At 55.8% G+C, this 21,298-nt stretch carries 18 protein-coding genes, 1 riboswitch and 1 other annotated feature; of the genes, 4 read left to right on the top strand and 14 right to left on the bottom strand.

The genetic code is table 11. The features are described 5' to 3' along the window. The first annotated feature begins 29 nt into the window (after positions 1-29). Positions 30-1,199 (top strand): winged helix DNA-binding domain-containing protein, encoded by a 1,170-nt coding sequence (locus tag QJ48_RS06540; RefSeq protein ID WP_082420375.1) that lies wholly within the window; start codon positions 30-32, stop codon positions 1,197-1,199. A gap of 27 nt (positions 1,200-1,226) precedes the next feature. On the opposite strand, the gene QJ48_RS06535 is transcribed toward QJ48_RS06540, so the two are convergent. From QJ48_RS06535 to QJ48_RS06525, 3 genes are all read right to left on the bottom strand, one after another. Continuing rightward, positions 1,227-2,609 carry an MFS transporter gene (locus tag QJ48_RS06535; protein ID WP_054972835.1) on the bottom strand — a complete coding sequence of 461 codons (1,383 nt, stop codon included), beginning with the start codon at positions 2,607-2,609 and terminating at the stop codon, positions 1,227-1,229. Positions 2,610-2,860: 251 nt separating this feature from the next. Further along, the gene (locus tag QJ48_RS39135; protein WP_054972834.1) at positions 2,861-4,234 is read right to left on the bottom strand and encodes a M23 family metallopeptidase; all 1,374 of its coding nucleotides are present in this window, start codon (positions 4,232-4,234) and stop codon (positions 2,861-2,863) included. A gap of 132 nt (positions 4,235-4,366) precedes the next feature. Continuing rightward, complete coding sequence (locus QJ48_RS06525) at positions 4,367-4,807, bottom strand: Dps family protein (RefSeq protein WP_054972833.1); 441 nt, start codon at positions 4,805-4,807, stop codon at positions 4,367-4,369. Positions 4,808-5,120: 313 nt separating this feature from the next. Between QJ48_RS06525 and QJ48_RS06520 the strand changes: the two genes are divergently transcribed. Beyond that, complete coding sequence (locus QJ48_RS06520) at positions 5,121-6,137, top strand: acyltransferase family protein (protein ID WP_054972832.1); 1,017 nt, start codon at positions 5,121-5,123, stop codon at positions 6,135-6,137. Positions 6,138-6,167: 30 nt separating this feature from the next. Here QJ48_RS06520 and QJ48_RS06515 read toward each other — a convergent pair whose 3' ends face one another. From QJ48_RS06515 to nrdI, 6 genes are all read right to left on the bottom strand, one after another. Further along, positions 6,168-7,121 (bottom strand): ABC transporter substrate-binding protein, encoded by a 954-nt coding sequence (locus QJ48_RS06515; protein WP_054972831.1) that lies wholly within the window; start codon positions 7,119-7,121, stop codon positions 6,168-6,170. Positions 7,122-7,346: 225 nt separating this feature from the next. Beyond that, positions 7,347-8,324 carry an AraC family transcriptional regulator gene (locus QJ48_RS06510; protein ID WP_054972830.1) on the bottom strand — a complete coding sequence of 326 codons (978 nt, stop codon included), beginning with the start codon at positions 8,322-8,324 and terminating at the stop codon, positions 7,347-7,349. Positions 8,325-8,395: 71 nt separating this feature from the next. Beyond that, entirely contained in the window at positions 8,396-9,580 is a 1,185-nt protein-coding gene (locus QJ48_RS06505) for an MFS transporter (RefSeq protein WP_054972829.1), read from the bottom strand. Between the two features lie 220 nt (positions 9,581-9,800). Then, the gene (gene nrdF / locus QJ48_RS06500) at positions 9,801-10,763 is read right to left on the bottom strand and encodes a class 1b ribonucleoside-diphosphate reductase subunit beta (RefSeq protein WP_054972828.1); all 963 of its coding nucleotides are present in this window, start codon (positions 10,761-10,763) and stop codon (positions 9,801-9,803) included. Between the two features lie 43 nt (positions 10,764-10,806). Beyond that, on the bottom strand, positions 10,807-12,891 hold the full coding sequence (gene nrdE, locus QJ48_RS06495) for a class 1b ribonucleoside-diphosphate reductase subunit alpha (protein WP_054972827.1): 2,085 nt from the start codon (positions 12,889-12,891) through the stop codon (positions 10,807-10,809). Beyond that, positions 12,878-13,237: a class Ib ribonucleoside-diphosphate reductase assembly flavoprotein NrdI gene (gene nrdI, locus QJ48_RS06490; RefSeq protein WP_054972851.1), complete on the bottom strand. Its 360-nt coding sequence runs from the start codon at positions 13,235-13,237 to the stop codon at positions 12,878-12,880. The genes nrdE and nrdI overlap by 14 nt, the downstream gene beginning before the upstream one ends. A 155-nt stretch (positions 13,238-13,392) precedes the next feature. After that, positions 13,393-13,597, bottom strand: a riboswitch (cobalamin riboswitch). Positions 13,598-13,727: 130 nt separating this feature from the next. Here nrdI and QJ48_RS06485 point away from each other — a divergent pair. Both QJ48_RS06485 and QJ48_RS06480 read left to right on the top strand, forming a co-directional pair. Continuing rightward, positions 13,728-13,985: a hypothetical protein gene (locus tag QJ48_RS06485; RefSeq protein ID WP_157261543.1), complete on the top strand. Its 258-nt coding sequence runs from the start codon at positions 13,728-13,730 to the stop codon at positions 13,983-13,985. Positions 13,986-14,013: 28 nt separating this feature from the next. Continuing rightward, positions 14,014-14,589, top strand: a complete 576-nt coding sequence (locus tag QJ48_RS06480; protein WP_054972825.1) for a TetR/AcrR family transcriptional regulator — start codon at positions 14,014-14,016, stop codon at positions 14,587-14,589. Between the two features lie 122 nt (positions 14,590-14,711). Here the strand turns inward: QJ48_RS06480 and QJ48_RS06475 are convergent, their stop codons facing one another. From QJ48_RS06475 to QJ48_RS37365, 5 genes are all read right to left on the bottom strand, one after another. After that, entirely contained in the window at positions 14,712-15,515 is an 804-nt protein-coding gene (locus QJ48_RS06475) for an arylamine N-acetyltransferase (RefSeq protein WP_054972824.1), read from the bottom strand. Positions 15,516-15,630: 115 nt separating this feature from the next. Beyond that, positions 15,631-16,029: a GNAT family N-acetyltransferase gene (locus QJ48_RS06470; RefSeq protein WP_337589617.1), complete on the bottom strand. Its 399-nt coding sequence runs from the start codon at positions 16,027-16,029 to the stop codon at positions 15,631-15,633. Between the two features lie 91 nt (positions 16,030-16,120). Continuing rightward, positions 16,121-17,032 carry an SDR family oxidoreductase gene (locus QJ48_RS06465; protein ID WP_054972822.1) on the bottom strand — a complete coding sequence of 304 codons (912 nt, stop codon included), beginning with the start codon at positions 17,030-17,032 and terminating at the stop codon, positions 16,121-16,123. A gap of 171 nt (positions 17,033-17,203) precedes the next feature. Continuing rightward, positions 17,204-20,284 carry an isoleucine--tRNA ligase gene (gene ileS, locus QJ48_RS06460; protein ID WP_054972821.1) on the bottom strand — a complete coding sequence of 1,027 codons (3,081 nt, stop codon included), beginning with the start codon at positions 20,282-20,284 and terminating at the stop codon, positions 17,204-17,206. Between the two features lie 43 nt (positions 20,285-20,327). Then, positions 20,328-20,583 (bottom strand) — a binding site (T-box leader). A 77-nt stretch (positions 20,584-20,660) separates the two neighbouring features. Further along, positions 20,661-21,298 (bottom strand): SMI1/KNR4 family protein (locus QJ48_RS37365; RefSeq protein WP_162238448.1); only part of this gene is annotated, 638 nt, incomplete at its 5' end.

Here is a 21,298-nt window from a genome sequence, read left to right as displayed (position 1 = left end):
ACGGCGCTATTAAGGAGGTCTTTCATCTCGTGCAAATACAACCCCAACCAAGCACTGCAAACGGCCCTCTCGGGGAACCCTCGCTTCCCGTGCTCGGAGCCCGCGCCTTGAACCGTGTCCTGCTCGCGCGCCAACTGCTGCTGCAACGCGCGGACATGCCGGTTGCCGATGCGCTAGAGCATCTGGTCGGCATGCAGGCTCAAGCGCCGAACCCGCCCTATTTCGGGCTGTGGACGCGGCTGCGCGGGTTCCGTCATGACGACCTGTCCCGCTTACTCCTGGACCGGCGTGCGGTTCGCATCGCGCTGATGCGTTCCACCATTCATCTGGTTACCGCCCGCGACAGCCTGATCTTGCGACCCTTGATGCAGTCCGTCTACGAACGCGGTCTCAGCGGCAGCTATGGACGACGTCTGACGGGGCTTGATCTTGAAGCGGTCGCGGCAGCCGGCCGGATACTGGTCGAGGAACAGCCCCGGACACTCGGCGAGCTTGGCAAGCTGCTGCGCGAGCAGTGGCCGGACCGCGAACCCGCCGCACTCGCCAACGCCGTACGCGCCTTGGTGCCGCTTGTTCAAGTCCCGCCGCGCGGCATCTGGGGCGACGGCGGTCAAGCCGCCCACACCAGTGCGGAAGCTTGGTTGGGGCAATCGTTAGCCTCGGCTCCATCGCTGGAGGAGACGATTCTCCGGTACCTTGCCGCATTCGGACCGGCCACGGTCAAGGATATGCAGGTTTGGTCGGGACTAACCCGGCTGCGTGAAACGATCGACCGGCTTCGGCCGCGTCTATCCGTCTATAAGGGAGAGGACGGCAGCGAGCTGTTCGATGTGCCGGGCGCGCCGCTCCCCGGTCCGGATACCCCGGCGCCGCCGCGCTTTTTGGGCGAGTTTGATAACATGCTCTTATCCTATGCCGATCGAACGCGCATTCTGGCCGACGAGTACCGCCCTCTTGTTTTCACCGAGAACGGCATCATTCGGGCCACCATCCTCGTCGACGGCTTCGTCCAGGGGATATGGAGGATCGTGCGCCAGCGCCGTACCGCCACGCTGGTCATTGAGCCCTTCAAGCCGTTATCCGGGGAAGACTTCGAAGCCTTGGCCGAGGAAGGCCGCGGACTGCTCGGCTTCGCCGCGTCGGACGCCGATGTCCGCGATATTCAATTTGTCGCGCCGGAGCTCCGAAGCCAGCCTTGAACATCGGTTGCCATGCTCTCCGTTCGTTCAGCCCTCCACGACACTGCTTTTTCGAACGACCTTGCCGAACTGAAAGTAGTAGAAGACCAGCGTCGCAAGATGCAAAATCGCGAGCACCGTATAAATATTGCTGAATACGAACGCGTCGTGATTCAGGGATACGTTCGCCGGATTCCACTGAAACGCGGAACCGTGATCGACCACCTTGCTGTACAGGCCGGCAGCGAGAGCACCGGAGATAAAGTTCAGCAGCGAGAGCATCCCCATCCCAACGCCGGTCTGGTCCTTGGGCAGCGTCCGGGAAATCGTATTGGACAAAGCCACGACCATGAACGTCTGCCCGACGTTGCCTAAGATCAGGAAAATGGCAATGGCGATCGGCGAAATTCCCGCAAAGGTCGACAGCAGGACAAAGCACGCGATCAGCAGCGTCGAGGCCGTGAAGTACAGAAACGGATTGCCCTTGTCGTCCGCCAGCTTGCCGCCTGTTCTGCCCAGAAGCGCCGACGCGATAGCGGCCGGAACCATGCTGAAGCCAACCAAGCCCGGAGCCAGACCGTTGACAAGGGATAGAAGCTGCGGGCTCAAAAAGGCAAGCGAGTACCCGACCCCGTTCACTACAAAAGCGATCGCAAGCCCGTAAGAGTAGCTTTTATTGCGGAACAGCCGGGGCTGAACGAACGGTTCGGCCGCGGAGCGAATGCGTAGAATAAACAAACCTAGCGTAAGCAGCGCGCAGCCTGCAAGAAGCCAAGCCTCGTTCGTCACGGACAGAAGCACCAGCGCTACCGTTATCGCCAGCAGGCCGCCGCCCAGCCAATCGATTTTCCCCGCCTTGCCGGGCTCGTCGTCAAGATACTTGCGATAGAACGGGATCGTAAGCAGCGCCAAGACCGGCAGCAGGAACAGCCAGCGCCAATGAACGACACTGACGATCAAAGCGGAAGTCGTCGGCCCGAGCGCTCCGCCGAGTGCCAGCCCGGCAGCAGCAATGCCCATCGCGCGGCCGCGCGTCTCCGGCGGGAAGTAGCGAATCGGGATGATCATACCCGTTGCAGGCACGACCGAAGCCCCGGCAGCCTGCAAAATCCGGCCGAGGAGTACCATCCAATACGTTTGCGCGGCTAAACCGATCAGGGAACCTATCGCGAAGAAGATTAAGCCGAATGTCAGCAAATTTTTGAGCTTATACTTATCGGCCAGCTTCCCGTAGGTGACCGAGCCGATCGCGTAAATCAGCATATAGACCGATGAGACCCAGCTGACTTGCGCAAGCGTTAGCCGGAACTCCGCCCCAATCTGCGGCAGCACGATGTTGAACATCGTCGCGCTCATGACAGAGATAACCAGTGTGAAAACGAGGATACGAATCAGTTTTTCTCCTGTTTGTTGTTTAGATGCCGTTTCCACTCTGACTCCCCCTTCCACTTGTCTTTATTTTGATGAGGTTTATTTTACAATGGTTGATAAATAAATAATAATATATGTTAATCTATGTATTTCATAACCTATGGTATATAAGATGGTGACAGAAAGACGTGGCCTCCGGCATATTGTGGAAGCAATTCGGCCTCGAACGATGGTACAACTGCTTTGCGAGTCCGGCGCATAGCTTCGGTGCTATTGACCGGACTTTTTCGGAAAGCAGCAGGCTGGCCTGCTTAACGCGCCTGGGGCTGCTCCTGCTTCAGCCATTGAAACGGAGTCGCATTAAAGAACAGATTCGGATTAACCGGAACATTGTGCGCCCAGAACGTAAAATGGAGGTGCGGTCCCGTCGAGAATCCGGTCGAACCCACCAGCCCGATAATATCGCCCCGTTTCACCCGGTCCCCCGTTTTCACCTGAAGCTTCGACAAATGCGCGTATTGAGAAAACAGGTTCATTCCATGATCGATATAGATCGTATTGCCCGTCAAATAGAAATTGTCCGCAAGCGCTACGATGCCGTCATTCGCCACTTTAATCGGGGTGCCTTCTTTGGCCGCCAAGTCGATGGCCGTATGAGAGCTGGCAAACTTGCCGTTCACATAGCGGGTATGACCGAACGGCGTCGTCAATATCCCCTCGATCGGCTGAATAAAAGGCGCAGAGAACAGGAATGCGGGTTCCGACTTGCTTCGCGCGGCATCGATTTTTTTCTGGTCGGCTTCGATTCGCTTCGTGTCCTGACGCATGCTTTCCATCTGCTTCGATACCTTGAGGTGCTGCGTCTCGAACTTTTTATCCTTGATCTTCAGCGTCTGATCGCCGATCGGGTACGAGCCGGGCTTCGCCTTCATCGGCACCGGGAGGTAGGTGAAATACCCCGCCTCGAACGGCTGCAGCTCATACGTCTTCCCCTGCCAAGCGACTTCGCCGGGCTTATCGTGCCGCACCAGCACGACGCCGCCGGGACTCGCCGTATCCGGCAGGAGCGTCCAAGCGGAATCCATCGCCTTCTTGGCTTGCGCGGGAGAAGCATACAAGGCCGCCTCGCGGCTGATTCGCTGCTGACGCTGCTTTTCTTCCTGCAGCGCATCCTTCACCGCAGCCGTTACCTCGGCATGCCAGGTTTGTCCTCCGTCTGTGGTCACCAGCAGCGGATTGGCCAGCTCCGTCCCGGCAGAGACAAGCGCCCAGCCGACCCTGTCGGTTACAAATTGCGACTGCTTCACCGAGTAGTCTTTAGCCTGGTAAGCAATCGTTGTGAGCGTTTTGACATCGGGCGTCGAAGCGCTTGGCCCGTTCGTACCGGATGCTGCTGCATCCGGGAGGCCCGTGGCTGGCTCCGTCCAATGGGCGCCTCCGTCCTCCGTCACGCTGCTTGTGCCGTCCGTATAGCGAATCCAGCCTTTATCCAGATCGGTCATACGAAAATCGAGAATTTCGCGGCGGGCCGGGGCTTGTTTTTCGGCGGCCTCCGGTGCAGCGCCCTTCCCGGACGCAAGCAGCCATGCAGGGGGCTCGCCGCCGTACGCGACCAGTACCACACAAGCGGCGGCAAGAGTCGTTCCGGCGAGCAAGTACCCTATCTTTTTGGAACGCGGCTTCATCGTTCAGATCTCCTCCAATACAGCTTCTTCCATATCTATGACTTCATCATACGATAGAAGCAAGCCGATTGTCCAAGCCGCGCACCGGAAGGCAGAGCCGCAGGGCTGCGAGATTTGATCTTACCGCTTGAATTAGTTGCCCAAAAACGCATTCAGCATCCAGACGTGCTTTTCCAGACTCGAATGAATGGCTAGCAGCATATCTCCCGTCGTTTCGTCCTGAACGGACTCAGCGAATTTCATGCCTGTCTTAAGCTCTCCGATGATCAGATTAAAATCGTTCACCAGCGCCGCCACCATCTGCTCCGCCGTCTCCTCGCCTTCCGCCTCGCGAACCGAGGCGAGCCGAAGGCTTCCGCTCATCGTCGCAACCGGCTTGCCGCCCAACGCCAACAGCCGTTCGGCCAGCGCATCCACATGCAGCGCCGCTTCCGTATACAGCTCCTCGAATTTCGTATGCAGCGTGAAAAATTGAGGGCCTTTGACGTACCAGTGGTAATTATGCAGCTTGACGTACAGGACCGACCAATTGGCGATTTGGTTGTTCAACAGTACTGTTAATTGTTCATTCATGGATGATTCCTCCTCATGTTTTATATTTAGATTAGGTCTAAATTCATAATCTGATTGTAGCATCGCCCCGGCTTTCTTTCATGAAGACAAGATGAGGATCGGATGAAGATTTGGTGAAGTTTGGCATCGTCATTTGGATTGATTTCTTGCGACTGCGAAGTGTCTGTGATTTTAATCACCAACAGTCCGTGATCCTTCTCACTGCTCCGGCGCATCGAAAGAGGTATGCTCAAGACGAGGAGCCGGCAGCAGCCGCTCCAATGCGGCGAGAGAGCCGGCAGACAGCACAGTATACATATAGAGGTGACTTCCCGTGGGAAAGGCTTCCGCACCATCGCTTAACACTTATGCGCTTAATATGAAGTTTTTGCTTATCGTTTTCGTCGTCACAGCCAACATCATCGAACCGATGATCGATCGGAGCTCGCCGTTGTTCGCCCTTTACGAGACGATCTATGCGTTCCATATTCCGATGTTCGCTCTGGCGATGGGCTACTTTGCCAAAAGCTTCCGTCTCGACCGGCCCGGAATCGACGGGCTTTGCACGATTGCGTATCAATATGTGTTGTTCCAGACGCTATACAGCTTGGCGGATATCGTCTTCTTTCAAGCCAAAGGCGTGATTCATTCGTTCTTCATGCCCTATTCGCTGCTCTGGTTTTTGCTCAGCCATTTTTGCTGGAGGCTGCTGCTGCGTGCGTTCGTCCATATGCGCCATCCGCTGATCGTTTCGATACTGCTCGGCATTGCCGTCGGTTACCTCCCTTGGCCCGGGGCTTGGCTCAGCGTATCGCGGACATTGGTGTACTTTCCGTTCTTCCTTGCGGGATACTTCCTCCCGCAGCATTGGGAAACCATCGTCAAACGGCTGCGGACTCCTGCCTGCCTTCTCGGTATAGCCGTCATTTGTTTCTTCTGGCTGGGGGGACGAATCGATCCGCGCTGGTTGTACGGCAGCTTCACTTACGTAGAGGCCGGTCATCCGGAGTGGTATGCCGGAATATATCGCTTGGGGATGTACGGGTTGCAGGCGGCCGCGTCGATCGCTTTTTTGAGCTTGGTGCCTTGGGCGGCCGGCCGGATCACGGATTGGGGAAAACGGACGGGGTACGTCTTTCTGCTTCATGCCTTCATTCTAAAATCGCTGCTCGCGGCAGGGGTTTACGTCTACCTGCAAACCCCTTGGAGCCAAGGGCTGACGATTATCGCCGGGTTCGGCATCGTCTGGCTGCTGTCGCAGCCATGGGTCGAAACCCACGCCAAACGATGGTTCGAGCCGGATATTACTTTCGTGAAGCGGCTTGTCCTTAAATCGCACGGAACCCCGTAATTACGGGGTTGTGAGCCACAATGTGGCCCCTTACCGATTCCCCATCGCCTTCATCACTTCTTCGATCGCGATCATTTTACCAAGCGGCATCGGACCGAGGATGGACGTATCCTCGATAAAGTAGACTTGATTGCTTTTGGGAGCTTTCATTCCGTTCCAGATCTCGTTGTCCTTCAGCGTTTCTTTGACGCCCTTTTTAATCGGTGTAGCGTAGTTGTTGACGATAAAAATATGATCCGGATTCATCGTCGCCAGCGTTTCAAGAGACAAGGACCCACCCTTTTCGTTACCGGGCACCGGCTTCAGTCCAAGCTCCTTGTAAAAATCGGCAACGCGCTGCTCATTGAAGGTGATGAATTCTTTCCCGCCATACATCGCGAACAAGACCGTCTCCCCGCTGCGGCTCGCAAGCTTCGCTTTGTATTCCTTCGCCTTTCGGTCGAAGTCGGCCAAGAAGGCCGCCGCCTTCTCTTCCTTCCCGATGGCCCCGGCAATCAGCTGCAGCGTCCCCTTCCAATCCTCCGTGTACGGAAAAATAACCGTCGGCGCGATTTGGCTGAGCTGCTCGTATTTTTCGGCCATATCATCGGAGGCGATAATGAGATCCGGCTGCGACGCGAGCAGCCTTTCCATGCTCACTTCTTTGCCCAGATCGATAACGGGCTTCCCATCGAGCTTTTTCTGCAAATTCGGGAAGCTGCTCATCATCGCCAACCCTTGTGCGGACACGGGAATTTCATCCAAGACGACCAAGTCGTCGACAAAAGAAAGATAAGGCGCCGCGATTTTTACCGGCCGCTCCTTGATCACCGTTTCTCCTTTCATATGCTTGATCGTCCTCGGAAAAGAAGCTTGCGCTGCCGTCCCCTCGGGCTTTTTCGGTTCCCCAGAAGCGCCGGTTCCCGGGTCGCTTGCCGTGCAACCGGCAATCACCCCCGCCATCGAAAGCAGAAGCAGAAGCGCTAACCAAGCTCGTCTGTGCATGTTTTTTGAACCCTCCTTTGTTTTTGCCGCCGGTCCTTGCGGTGCTTATGCCCAATAAATTGATAACGATACTCATTATCAACAAATGGTATGCTACCGTATCCGCAACCGTTCATCCACCCCCGCACGGATTTTTTTCGCGGTTGCCGGGATTTTAATGCGCAGCAAAAAACCGCCAAAGGAATTTCCTCTGGCGGTTTGGCGGTCTGACGCGGGAGCACACCACTATTTGCGAACGAGCTCGCCGGGATTGAATCCGTATTTCTCGCGGAACACTTCGGCAAAATGGCTCGGATTCGAATAGCCGACGACGCAGGCGGCCTGATTCACGTTGACCTGCCCCTTTTGCAGCAGCAGCAGCGCTTTCTCCAGCCTCTTCTCCCGCAAATAACCGAATACCGTATGTCCGTATACTTCCTTGAACCCGATCTTCAGCTTGAAGTCGTTAAGACCGACCGTTCGGGACAGCTCCAGCAGCGAAGGCGGACTATCCATGCGATGCAGCAGCACCTCTTGCGCCTGGCGTATTTTCTCCAGGTCGCTCTTGCTCAGCTTGGACCGGATATGCTTATCGTCGGGCTCGCGATCCCACAGCAGCGTATGAAACGAAAGGGACAGCAGCTCCAGCGCCTTGCTTTCCATATATATTTTGCGCGTGTCGTTCGAATAAGAGGCGTCCAGTATCTGCTGCAGAATGACGGAAGTCGCAGGATCGATCGCCTGCTCGAAGAGACGGAACGGACTTCGATCGACCAGCTTGGCAAAATCGACGGGACGCTTTCCTTCAAAATCTTCCATAAAACGGTCGAACGTCGCGACAGGAATCCCAATGCCGACCGCAAGCATCGGCTGGTTCCCGACGAAGTCAAAATGCGCTTGAAACCGGTCCACCAGCTGCAGCGTGCAGCGGTTCGCGCGAAATTCATGCTTCATTCCGGAAATATGAAGCTCCCGCTTTCCTTGCAGGCAAAAGCTAAGCTCGACCATCGCCGAATCCGTGCGCACCTGAAATTGACGGTTCCGCGAAAGCGTATAATCCGAAATGACGATCTCCAAATCCGGTCGCGGCACGAACCGGCGCAGCGCACCTTCCCCGGCCTGACGCGGAACGGGCAGCTGCTCGGTCCGGTCGGCATAACGGCGCGACAATTGAAAACCGTCGAAAAACGCATTATATATTTGATGAAAATCCTCAGCCATCATCGTTAGCACCTGAATCCTCTCACTCCGGAGTCGTTCACCTCTTCTCTTAAATGATAATAATTCTCAATTCGTTAGTCAACCACGGCCTGCCGTTTTCCACGGATACCCTGGCTGCTCCACACATAGCCCGTGAGCAGCACAAGCAGCAGGATCAACAGCCAGAACGGCGTTTCCGGGCTAATCCGGTACAGGAACGTGCCGGTCAACGGGCCGAGAAGCGATCCGATCCCGATCGCTGCGGCGATCATCCCTGCGGCCTCACCCTGTTCATGCTTGGCTACGGCCAAGGAAGCCCCCGAGGTGAAGCCGGGAATCGCGAGCCCTACCCCGATCCCCATCAGGGCGAAAGCGGCAAAGAACGGCGCGATATGGCTGAAGCTTACCAGCAGTACAAGACCGACGGCGAAGACTGGGACTCCCAACTGCAGCAATTTCAAGGGGGTCAGCCGGTTTTTGCGGACAACCGTGAATTGAACCAGCGCCATCATGAAGCCGATGCAGAACAGAGCCGCGCCGACCGCTTGCGCCGTTTCGGTCGTCGACAAGCCGAGCTTATCCTGAAAATAAAATCCGGCGGTCACCTGCGTCTGGATCAACGCCATCATGACGATCATGGCAACCGCAAGGTAAGGAAGTATTTCCTTACGCAGTGTTTTCTTCTGCTGGCCGTGCGCCTGCGGTTTGGAATTCGCCATGCCGAAGGCGACCCAGAGCATGCCGAGCAGAGGCAAAGCTACCGCGAGGTAGATCGGGGCCAGCAGGCTTAGAGCGGTCAGCAGCGCGCCGACCGCAGGACCGACGACAAGCCCGAGACCGTTGGCTGCGCCGATTAACGACATCCCGGCGGCGCGGTCCTTCTCGGTCGTAATATCCGCCATATACGCTTGGCTGGACGACAGGACGGCCGGGAACGCGGCTCCCAGCAGCAGGCGCGAGATCAGCAGCAGCGTAAACAATATGGCAGGCTGAAATTTGCCGGCCAAGCCTTGCTCGGTCACCGCGACGAACATGCCGAAGCTGGCGGCCATGCCCGTCAGCCCGATCAACAGCACCGGCTTGCGCCCGATGCGGTCGCTCCAGCTTCCCCAGAACGCCGAAGTGAGCAGCACCATGAACGAGGAAGCCGCTACAATCCAGCCGGCATCCGTTTCCGAAAGTCCGAGCTCGCGGATCAGCGGGGCGACGAGCGGATTGAGAATGCCCAGACCGACATAACCGATCAGGACCGAAGTAAAAATAATGGATTTTGCACGCATTTAACGATTCCTCCCTCCGTTTCGTTTCCTAATTGTAGAGGGAACGGAAGCGGGTGTCCGCCTTCCTGCGGAGCATGCCGAACACTGGAGGGATTTTTTCTTTTGACAAAGACAAGTAAAAGCACGATCCGCCATCCTATCCGCTTCAAGCGAATGCCTAGATGGCAAACCGTGCTTCTCTTCTTAAAGTAGACTGCCTGCACTCTGGGCAGCAGCCGATTTATTCAAACCGGAAGTCGTCGTCGGTCAGCGGCTCGACATGAATCGTGCGCACGTAGCCGTTTCCTTTTTTGGAAAAGAAATCGTGCTGCTTCGTACGCGTACTAATGCCGTTCAAGACGATCGGGTTGATCTCTTCCTCCTCGAACAGCGGGTCCTGGCCCAAATTCATCAGCGCTTTGTTTGCGTTATAACGCAGAAACGCCTTCACCTCGTCGACCAAGCCGACGGAAGCATACAGCTGCTCCGTGTACCGCTCCTCGTTGCCGTGCAAATAGCGCAGCAGCCCGAGCAGCGTCTCGGTAGCGTCCTCCTGATCCTCCTCGCTCAGTCCGGCGAACACCTCCTGCGCCAGCACCCCGACATACAGACCGTGGATGCTCTCGTCGCGCAGAATAAGATCGATGATTTCGCCGCTGCTCGTCATTTTCCCCTGACCGGCCAAATAGAGCGGGTAGAAGAAGCCGCTGTAGAACAAGTAGCTTTCCAGCAAGACGGACGCGCACATCGCCAAGTACAGCTCCTTCGGCGTCCGGATGTGGTTGTAATATTGGGAGATCGTCTCCGCCTTCGTCTGCAAAAACACATTTTGCTCCACCCAGCGAAACACGCCGTCGATTTCTTCGGTTGTCGCCAGCGTCGTAAAGATGCTGCTGTACGATTTGGCGTGAATTTGCTCCATCATGCCCATGAAGCCGAGCACCGCCTTGCGCTGCAGCCCTTCGACGTGCTCCAGCAGCTTCGGCATCCCGACGCCGCCCTGAACCGTATCAAGCAGCGTCAATCCGCCAAGCACCTTCATATATAGATCGCGTTCGTCGTCATTGAGCGTCAGCCAGCTCATTTTGTCGTCGGACAGCGGAATTTCGTCGTCGGTCCAGAACTGCATGATGTTCTGGTTCCAGAAGGTTATCGTAAAATCGTCGTCCGGACGGTTCCAGTTGACCGCCTTCAACACGCTCATACCATCGGCTCCTCTCACTTGCCTTGCTCGGATGCTGTCGTCGTTACACGGAGCAGCTAATGCATTCTTCCATCGTCAACCGGTTCGTCCGGGTATAATACAGCGACTTCAAGCCTTTGCGGGCCGCGTAAATGTAATACCGTGCCAGCTGTCTCGTCGTCACGTCGCTGTTGACGTGCAGCACGGTCGAGATGCCTTGGTCGACGTGCGCCTGAATCTCCGCGATCAGATCCAACACCTTGAACTGGTCCATCTGGTAGGCGGACTTGTAATAGTAGAAGTTGTCCCGGTTCATATACGGCATCGGGTAATAGGTCGTCGAATTCGCGTACGTCCGGGTCTCGATCGGCTCCACGATCGGCATGATGCTGGAGGTCGCGTTCTGGATATACGAGATGCTTTGCGTCGGGGCAATCGCCAGCCGGTAAGCATGATACAGCCCATGCGTGCGTACGGCCTCCTGCAGCGCCCGCCAATCCTCGGGAGAAGGAATCTCCATTTCCCCGAACAGCGCCTTGACCTTCTCCGTTACCGGCCGGTAATCCGTATCGGTGTAACGGATGAAATAACTGCCGTCGGCGTAATCCGACCGCTCGAAGCCCGCGAACGTAACGCCCGTCTTCTTCGCCGTCTCCATGCTGGCCTCTAGCGAGTAAAAATTCATCATCATGAAAAAGGTACGGACGAAATCCTTGGCTTCTTCACTTTCGTACGCGATTTTGTTCTTCGCCAGGAAGCCGTGCAAATTCATCGCGCCGAGCCCGACCGAATGCATCTCGCGGTTCGCCTTCGCCACGCCCGGCGCATTGGCGACATGGGTCATATCGCTGACCGCCGTTAACGCCATGATCCCTTCGCGGACCGATTCGCGTATTTTGCCCTGCTCCATCACGTTGACGATGTTAAGCGAAGCCAGATTGCAGCTGATGTCGCGCCGGATGATGTCCGGCTGCCCGTAGTCGGCGATTTCCGACGTTTCCTGAAGCTGGAAAATTTCCGTGCACAGATTCGACATTTTGATCGAACCGATATTTTTAAGCGCATGCGCCCGGTTGGCGTTGCTTTTGTTCATCATGTACGGGTACCCGGATTCGAGCTGCACCGTCGCGATCTTCACGAGCATGTCGCGCGCGCTCATGACCGCTTTCTTGCGCACCCGGTCGTCGGCCAGCAGCCGGTCGTACATCTCGTCCATATCCATGTCGTCGAGATGCGTCCCGTAGGCCTTCCAGACGGAGTACGGCGCGAACACGTGAAGCGGCTCGTTCTCCTCGGCCAGCCGGTAGAACCGGTTCGGGACGATCAGCCCGATCGAGAGCGTCTTCAGCCGGCTTTTCTCGTCCGCGTTAATCTTCTTGCTGTCCAGAAACTCCATCACGTCCCAGCCGAAGATGTTGTAATAAGCCGCGCCCGAGCCTTTTCGTTGTCCCATCTGATCGGCGTACGAGAACGCGTCCTCCATCAGCTTCAGCACCGGCATGATGCCTTTGGCGGCGCCTTCCACGCCTTTGATCGGCTCTCCGCGTCCGCGCAGCTTGGACAGGTTCACTGCTACGCCGCCGCCGATCTTGGACAGCTGCATGCACGTGGCAAGCACGTAGTTGATCGAATTGAGCGAATCGTCCATCTCCAGCAAAAAGCACGACACCATCTCGCCGCGCCGGCTTTTCCCGGCATTGAGGAACGTCGGAGTCGCCGGCTGCAGCCGTTGCTCCATCATCGATGCCGCCAAGGCCCGTGCGGTGTCCGAATCTCCGCGTCCAAGATACAGCGCGACGATCGCCACGCGGTCGGGGTAATGCTCCAGGTAGAGCGAGCGGTCGTTGCTTTTCATTGCATAATCCGTATAAAACTTCGAAGCCGCCATGTACGACTGGAACTGGAAGCCGTAGCTGTGCGTAATCCGGTAGACGTCCTCCACCTCTTCCGGCGAATAGCGGTCGTACACGTTCTCGTAGTAGTCGTTGTCGATCATATAACGGACCTTTTCAGCCGTATCGGCGAAACGGATGCTGCTGCGCTCCACCTCTTCCATAAACGCTTGGACCGCCTCCCGGTCCTTGTCCAGTTGAAAAAATCCGTCCGCTTCCCGCCGCATCAGTTGGTTGTTCAATTCAATATGCCGCAACGGTGCCCACCTCGCTTCTAAACGTTTCTACATCGCGCTTCGTCCCTGCAAGCTCGAATTTGCCCAGGACCGGCACGCGGTACATGGATGCAATCCGATCGGCGCTCTTGGCGAAGCCGTCGCCCCAATTGCGGTTGCCGCTGGCGGCGACCCCAAGCAGCCGGCTGTGATTGCGCTCAAGAAAAGCGGCCGTCTTTTCCGGAACCTGCCCGAAGCCGGTCGTATAAGTAACAAGGACGAAAGGCTCGTCCATCTGCATGTTCTCCTCGATTTGAACCGATCGCATGTTCAGCTTACCGATAAATCTCCGCACATTCCCCGTTCTGGAATCGTACGCAATCAGCATGGTCTTCGTCTCCTTTTTTCTCTCCCGCCAACGCCCCGGGCACGGCAAAAAAAGACGCCGCCGGCCCGCAGAACGGACCGAATGCGTCTCAAAAACAGCATGAAAATAAACATGCTGTCTAAGCACGATACCGGACACGTTCCTATCTCCGTAGGACGGGTGTCGAATGAACAGGCAGGTCTCCTGGCTCGGAGTCATCGCGCCCTCCCCCTTCCCGGCCACACATGCGACAAGGCCAGTGGGCGAACTTGGAGGGACACTCTTCCTTACAGTGGCGGGACCGCGCCGGCTTTGCACCGGACTTCCCTATTAAGCCTTCCGCATCTTTAGCAGAAAGGCGCCTATCCAATCACGATATGTAGATGATAGATTCAAATCTATATCAAGATGTTGTGTTTGTCAAGACTAACGCTCATGGCTTGAACGGGGTTCTGCGGGTGATTTTTGGGGCGCATCCGGTCCCGCCCGCGTCCTGATGCGGGTTCTGCAAATGTGGATATTCGTTGACCGTTTTAAATATGATGATTATAATATTTATGATGATTATCATATTTTGATCGTTGGTCCGCAATGGTTCATTTCGCACAAGCCGATCGCCGTGGCCGCCGGGCTGGGCCAAATGGGCATTCATCGCAATGTCATTCATCCGAAATTCGGCAACTTCATTTTGCTTGGGACCATAGTGACCTTAAGCTGCTTACCGCGTTCCGTAAATGCTTTCCTTCGTGACATCATAGAGAATACATAAATTATCGTTAGGCGTGGTGAAACGTAAGATGCCTTATACCAAAAAACATAAAATGAACATCCGTCATAAAATTGTGCAGAGCGCCTCACAGGCATTCCGGGCGAACGGGATCAAAGCGGTCAGCGTGCCGCAAATTATGAGCGGGGCCGGACTGACGCACGGCGGCTTCTATGCCCATTTCGACAGCAAGGAGCAGTTGGTTGCCGAAGCCTGCAAAAGCGCAATGGAAGGCACCGTCTCCCGGCTCGGCTCCATCGCGGAACAGGCGTCAGACGAGCAAAAGCTAACCGCCGTAATCGAATCATACTTGAGCGACACCCACCGTGACTCGGCGGAGCAAGGCTGCATCATGCCAGCACTGGCCGGCGAAATCGCCCGCTCTTCCGAGGACATCCGCGAAGTGTTCACCGAAGAGGTCTCCCGCTTCGTCTCTTTTGTCTCGGGGCTTGCCGGACAAGACGAAGACAAAAGCATCGCACTGACTGCGACCATGGTCGGCTCCATCCTGCTGGCCCGTTCCGTCAACGATCCGGAGCTAAGCGACAAAATTTTGAGCGCATGTCGAGCCGACTTAAAGCAAAGAACTGCCGGCCCCGTTTCTTAGCGGTGCGGCAGTTCTTTTTTTATCTCATTAATCGTTAATGTTATTAATTATATGTAGCATTAACTACATTTTTGTCATAATCACGAAGTATTTAAACCACCTTTGGATTTTTTGTCGAAGGCTCATACGTCCTCCTCCTTTCTATCCATGACAATGCCAAAATGAGTGCGCAGCGCTTCGTCGTACTCTTCTTTTGTCTGCGGGGTAAAGGTTTGGACACCGTCGGCGGTGAAAATCCGGAACTCCTCGCCGGCCAGCGTCTTGCGCCCGTCTTGGGTACGAATCGCCGCCCTGGCATCGCTGATGAAGACCGAGTCGGGAGCGTTCTCGCACCAATAGCTCGCCATGATGAAGTCCTTAGGCAGCTGCGGTTCTTCGGTAAAGGAATACAGCCAGCACCATTGCCCGTGCTTCAGCTCGCTGAGCACCCAGCCGTAATAGGGGTCGCGCTCCATCCGGTAGCATTCGTCTCCCTGCTGATGCTCCAGTCCTTCGATCAGTTGGATGGGACGACGGGGAACAATCCCTCCTACTCCCACATCGCAGAGATACGTCGCACCTCCCGCCTCGACCTTCAGGACCTGATGGCGGCGATTGGGGGGCGGGGCCGGCTCGTCCCGCCAGAAGCGGGCAACGAAATCCGTGACCGGGTACCCCAGCTCCCGCAGCAGCCAGCTGAAGAGCGCATTCAGCTCGAAGCAGTATCCGCCGCGGCGGCGAACGACAATTTTGTCGATCAGATCCTCGACTTCCAATGACAGCGGAATGCGGCGCACAATATCCAGGTTTTCGTAAGGCACCGAATGAAGATGACGCTCCTGCAATTCGGCCAGCACGGCCGCGCTTCCGTCCAGCGGACCGTCGTATCCGATTCGTTCCAGATAAGCGCTTACTTCGGGTCTTACATCATGGCGGCGGTCGATCATGGTCTAAACTTCACTCCTTGTCGGCATGAAATAGCGTATGACAGTGAAGTAATGTATTCGAGGTGCATCCTTTAATATCCTTTTTTTCCGCACGATGCCACTCAAGAAAGAAGCGCTAGTTGAACTTTTTAATATAATTTTTTTGGTCCTTTGTAAAAACATAGCCTCTTCGTTCGTAGAACCGGTGGGCATGAATCCGGCTCGGATGGGACAGCAATTTGATTCCGGAGAACCCGTTGGTCTCTGCCCAAGCTTCAAGACTATGAATCAGCATGCCGCCAACACCTTGGTTGCGGTACTTTTCTTTGACCACAAACCCTAAAATGTTGAGCAGCGAGTCGGAAAAAAGCAAATAGTACGGACTCCCGTGAATGTAACCCATGACCTCGTTGTTTCGTTCGCTAACGAGAATAATATCTTTTGTATGGTTCGTGATGAATTCGATCCGTTCTTTTACTTTATCTTCTGAAAAAGTATAAAAACTGGGGTTAAAGTCTTGATTCAGCAAATAAATATCGCGATAATCCGTTACGCTAACGTTCCTGATGTTTATTCCTTTTATCCCTGATCACCTCGCTTCGCGGAAGTATATTCATTATAACCGATTAACGGTACCCGGTGACATCCGCCGGTTTTCCCGCATCCTGCACCTCGACGATATATCGCCAGCAATCCGGCCGGGAGCCGTCAAGATCATGGAACCCGTATTCTTTCGCAAGTTGTCCGCTCGATAAGGACTGTCCGTTCCACCGGGAAACCTGCGGATCGACAGCCAACGCGGCAATGGCCCGGCCTACAAATCGCGGCGTTTCCGAAATCAGGAAATGAGGTTCTTTCGAAGCGGCGTCGCGCCAGTTCTCTTCCTTCACCCCGTAATGCTCCAGCATGATTTCGGAGCGCATCCAGCCGGGAGTCACTGCCACAGCCGTACATTGATGTGGCGCAAGTTCATGGGCCAAGGACCGGGCCATGCAAATGGCGGAAGTTTTGGCCAAATCGTAAAACAGCGACAGCCGGTAATTTTGACGGTTGTATTCCTCTGTACCGTCGGTCATTTCAACGACCAGTCCGTTTCCGCTGCGGATTAATAAGGGAAGCGCAAAATGGCTCGTAATGATATGCGTTTCGACCGCCAGCCGCAGCATGCGAAGCCCGCCTTCAAGGGAATGCTCCCATACGGGTACGTTCCATTGCATCAAGTATTCTGAGCCCCAAATGTCGTTGATAAGGATGTCCAGCCGCCCCTGCTCTTGTTCAATGCGTGAAACGAGCTCCCGTACCTGGTCCGGATCGAGATGATCCACTTGAACCGCGATCCCATTGCCGCCTGCACGATTTACAAGCTCGGCCGTCTCTTCAATCGTCTCCGGCCGGTTATACTCGGAGCGCTGCGTCCGGGTCGTACGGCCGGTGACATAAACCGTGGCTCCGGCCGCTCCCAATTCGATCGCAATGCCCCGGCCCGCTCCACGCGTAGCGCCGGCAACCAAAGCTACCTTTCCATGCAAAGACTTCATCGAATATTCCTCCTTGTTCGTTGATTCTCTTTCATTTTAAACAACCTATCCTGCCAACCTATGTCATATATAAGTCTTTCCTTGCTAAAAAAAGAAACGGCACCAAGCATCAAGACTTTCGCATCTTGACGCTTTGTGCCCTATATGTCCCTTCTGTTCAAAGCAGACGGATTATTGAATACGCAGACCGACCGTCCGATCTCCTAATGAAACGGATTCCATCCCTGGTTCCTTGGCATACCGGACGCCGGACAGCAGCACGTTATCCCGCAGCACATGATCGAACCGCTCCAGCGCTTCCTTCAACTGCGGATCGACGTCGAGTACGAGCGCGACGCGTTTTTCGATCGGCAGCTCCAGCTTTTTGCGGTAATCCTGCACGGCGCGGACGATCTCCCGAACAAGCCCCTCCTGCTCCAGCTCTTCGGTGATCTCCGTATTTAAAGCAACGGTAATTCCGTAACCGGAAGCGGACGCGAAGCCGGCTTTGGCTTGTTTGTCCACGAGCAGCTCGTCGAGCGTAAGATGAAGCGTTTCTCCGTCGACCGCCACATCCAGGAAGCCTGCGAAGACGGCTTGCTTCGCTTCCGCGGCGGACAGCTGCTTCAGACGGCTTTGCACCGGTCCTACGAATTTGCCATATTTTTTGCCCGCCACTTTCAGGTTAAGCTTCAAGCTGAAGTCCACGAACCCGCTGTCGCTTTGCTCGATGCGGATGTCTTTGACGTTGATCTCCTCTTTGACGATATCCGCGTACCGGCACAGATGGAACTCCCGGTCCAGCGAAACGATCAGCTCGGCTAACGGCTGGCGGGTTTTGATCCCGGTTTCGTTCCGGACGCTGCGCGCCAGCTCGACGATTTGCCGTGCGGTTTCCATGTCACGCTCAAGAGTCGTATCCACCGCGAAATCGCTCGCCTTCGGGTAATCCGCGAGATGAACGCTTCCCTCGCCGCCAAGATTTCCGTAGATGTCTTCGGCGATAAGCGGCGCATAGGGCGCGATCATGGCGGCAAGCGTCAAGAGCGCTTCGCGGAGCGTCTGGTACGCGGACACTTTATCTTCGGTCATGCCGCTGGCCCAGAAACGGTCGCGGGAGCGGCGGATATACCAGTTGCTCAGCTCGTCGACGAACGCCTCGATTTGCTTCGCCGGATTCAGGAAGTCGTTGTCGTCCAGCCCCTTCACGACCTGACGCAAGGTGCTGTTCAGTCTCGATACAATCCAGCGGTCCAGCTCGTTCGCGGAGGCCCGCGGCGGGTGCTCCTCCGGCTTGTAGCCGTCGATCGCCGCATACAGCGCATAAAACGCATGCGCGTTATGGAGCGTGTCGATCACCTTCGATTTCGCTTCGGCGACGATTTGCTTGGAGAACCGCTTGCTGTTCCACGGCGCGCTGTCGGCCAGCAGCGCCCAACGGAACGCGTCGGTGCCGAACTCTTCGATGATTTCCCAAGGATCGATGCCGTTGCCTTTGCTCTTGGACATCTTCTGCCCGTTCTCGTCCAGCACGTGTCCGGTCGAAATGACGGCTTTGTAAGGCGACTTCCCGTTGTACAGCGTCGAGACGGCCAGCAGGCTGAAGAACCAGCCCCGCGTCTGATCGATCCCTTCGCAGATCATATCGGCCGGATACTGCTCGCTGAACATCTGCTCGTCGCCGAACGGGTGATGGTACTGCGCGAACGGCATCGAGCCGCTGTCGAACCAGACGTCGATCACCTCCGGGGTTCTCTCCATCGTGCCGCCGCAGACACAGCGCAGCTTCACTTCGTCGACGTACGGCTTGTGCAGCTCCAAGCTCTCGTCAAGCGGCTGAATCGCCCGCTCCCGCAGCTCTTTCCGGCTCCCCGGCGCATGCTCTTGACCGCAATCGCCGCACACCCAGACGTTCAGCGGCGTCCCCCAGTAGCGGTTGCGGCTGATGTTCCAATCGACAAGCTCTTCCAGAAACTTGCCGAAGCGCCCTTCACGGAGGTGGGAAGGATACCAGTTGATCTTGCGGTTGTTCTCGATCAATTGGTCCTTGACGGCCGTCGTCCGGATGAACCAGCTTTCCATCGCATAATATAGCAATGGCGATTTGCAGCGCCAGCAGAACGGGTAGCTGTGCTCGTAACGCTCCTTGGAAAACAGCAGGCCGCGCTCGGACAAGCTTTTCACGATATCGACGTCGCAATCTTTAACGAAGCGTCCGGCGAATTCCGTTACCTGCTCGGTGTAGCGGCCGGCCAGATTCACGACGTTGACGAAATCCAGCTCGTGCTTGCGGGTCGTCCGGTAGTCATCCTCCCCGTGCGCAGGAGCCGTATGAACGATACCGGTCCCGCTCGTATCGCTCACGTAGTCCGCATCGACGACGATATGCCCTTGGACCGGACGAACATAGCCGAAAGGCGGCTCGTAAGGGGTGCCGACGAACTCCGATCCCTTATGCACAGACACGATTTCGTAGTCTTCCTTGAACACGTTCCCGGCAAGCTTCTCCGCGACGACATACACTTCGCCGTTATACTTGACCTTCGCATAGTCGATATCTTTATTCACGGCAAGCGCCACGTTGGACGGCAGCGTCCACGGAGTGGTCGTCCACGCGAGGAAGATTTCGTCTCCGCTTTTGCTTTTGAATTTTACGGTTGCGCTCAAGTCCTTAACGTCCTCATAGCCTTGCGCCACTTCATGGGAGCTAAGCGTCGTTTGGCAGTCCGGACAGTACGGGCTGACCCGGTGGCCTTTATATAGCAGCCCTTTGCCATGGATTACGGACAAAAGGTGCCAGACGCTTTCGATATATTCGTTGGTCAGCGTCACATACGGATGGTCCATATCCGTCCAATACGCGATCGCCTCGGTCAGCTCCCGCCACTGCTTCTCGTATTCGAACACGCTGCTTTTGCATTTTTCCACAAATTCGGCCACGCCGTATTTCTCGATCTCCTGCTTGCCCGAGATGCCGAGCTGCTTCTCGACGCCCAGCTCGACCGGAAGACCGTGCGTGTCCCAGCCGGCTTTGCGGACGACGCGGTAGCCGGACATCGTCTTGTAGCGGCAAATAAAATCTTTCACGACGCGCCCGAGCACATGCCCGATATGCGGCGAGCCGTTGGCCGTCGGGGGTCCTTCATAGAACACGAAATTCGGCCGTCCGGCCCGGTTTCCGATCGATTTGCGGGGCGTTTCGTCCCGTTTCCACTGCTCCAGCACGCGAAGCTCGCGCACTCTCGGTTTTTCTTTCACGTCGACTTTTCTCACAGGTCTCATCCTTTCTTCTTGAAAAACAAAAAAATCCCGCCCCGTAAGGGACGAGATTTGTTCTCGCGCTACCACCCTTGTTCCGCAGCGATCATCTTGAAACATGATCCCGCGGCACCTCTACGACGTACCATCATACGCGTCCCTTGTAACGGCGGGATCCCGGGGCTGCTTACTGAAGCTTCAGCATTCCTTCTCGGAGAGGATGTTCGGCTAATTCTTGAACGTTGGCTTTCAGCACGGGGCCAACTCTCTGGGGAACAAGGGATTAGCTTACTCGTTCTCGTCAATGAATTTAACAGGGAATTTGATTACTACAGTTGTACACCAGTTTCAACCAAATGTCAACAGGGTTGCTTATCACAAACATCCCTTTTCACAGCCGGATCAAGCCGCGCAGCGCGAACAAATGGGACAGCACGTCCTCGTGCAGTCCCGAGAGCGGATTGACCGCCCTCCAGCCGTACAGCACAAGCCTCCACCGTTTTTCGTGCTTGATCAGCACGTTGGCCGACTCGCTTCTCGAACCGCCCGCAGCCAAGGCTTCCGCCATGGCTTTCCACTTGTTAAGCGAAAATCGGGACACGCCCGCTTTCGAGTACAGGCACTCTTTAAGACGATCGAGAAAAACAAGCGTTTTCTTCTTGATCTCCTCCTTGCACTCCTCGTCCTCGGTCTCCCGCTTGAGCTCCGTCATGACCTGCCGGAATTCGCCGGCCAAGCCGCCATCAAGCCGCTCAACGAACGCTTCAACCGTTTGCTCCATCCTGTCCTGCCATTCGATCCCGTAGACAAAATCGGCAAAGTCGGCGGCGGCCAAATACATAAAGTTGTAGGACGGCTTCAGCCCGTCCTCTTCCTCATATTCCTGTTCATCCCGGTCCCAAAAGTAAACGCAGCCTTGATTCGCCCCCGTCAGCGCCAGGCAGACAAAGCTGCCTCTGGGGGTGGCTGCAATAGGCAGCAGCTCGCCCGGGATGACGCCTCCCCGATTCAATTCGACGAAAAAGCGCT

The organism is Paenibacillus sp. A3 (assembly GCF_001399685.1).
In the GTDB taxonomy this organism is placed as follows: domain Bacteria; phylum Bacillota; class Bacilli; order Paenibacillales; family NBRC-103111; genus Paenibacillus_G.
Note: the sequence above shows the minus strand (reverse complement) of the source record. Positions and strands in the feature narration are given on the sequence as shown.

Bases quoted from the DNA above. Each gene is read 5' to 3' on its own strand.
- QJ48_RS06465 (WP_054972822.1), bottom strand. From the start codon at position 17,032: ATGAAGTCTTTGCATGGAAAGGTAGCTTTGGTTGCCGGCGCTACGCGT.
- QJ48_RS06515 (WP_054972831.1), bottom strand. From the start codon at position 7,121: ATGCACAGACGAGCTTGGTTAGCGCTTCTGCTTCTGCTTTCGATGGCG.
- QJ48_RS06485 (WP_157261543.1), top strand. From the start codon at position 13,728: ATGTGGATATTCGTTGACCGTTTTAAATATGATGATTATAATATTTAT.
- nrdI (WP_054972851.1), bottom strand. From the start codon at position 13,237: ATGCTGATTGCGTACGATTCCAGAACGGGGAATGTGCGGAGATTTATC.
- QJ48_RS06480 (WP_054972825.1), top strand. From the start codon at position 14,014: ATGCCTTATACCAAAAAACATAAAATGAACATCCGTCATAAAATTGTG.
- QJ48_RS39135 (WP_054972834.1), bottom strand. From the start codon at position 4,234: ATGAAGCCGCGTTCCAAAAAGATAGGGTACTTGCTCGCCGGAACGACT.
- nrdF (WP_054972828.1), bottom strand. From the start codon at position 10,763: ATGAGCGTGTTGAAGGCGGTCAACTGGAACCGTCCGGACGACGATTTT.
- QJ48_RS06525 (WP_054972833.1), bottom strand. From the start codon at position 4,807: ATGAATGAACAATTAACAGTACTGTTGAACAACCAAATCGCCAATTGG.
- QJ48_RS06510 (WP_054972830.1), bottom strand. From the start codon at position 8,324: ATGATGGCTGAGGATTTTCATCAAATATATAATGCGTTTTTCGACGGT.
- QJ48_RS06475 (WP_054972824.1), bottom strand. From the start codon at position 15,515: ATGATCGACCGCCGCCATGATGTAAGACCCGAAGTAAGCGCTTATCTG.
- QJ48_RS06505 (WP_054972829.1), bottom strand. From the start codon at position 9,580: ATGCGTGCAAAATCCATTATTTTTACTTCGGTCCTGATCGGTTATGTC.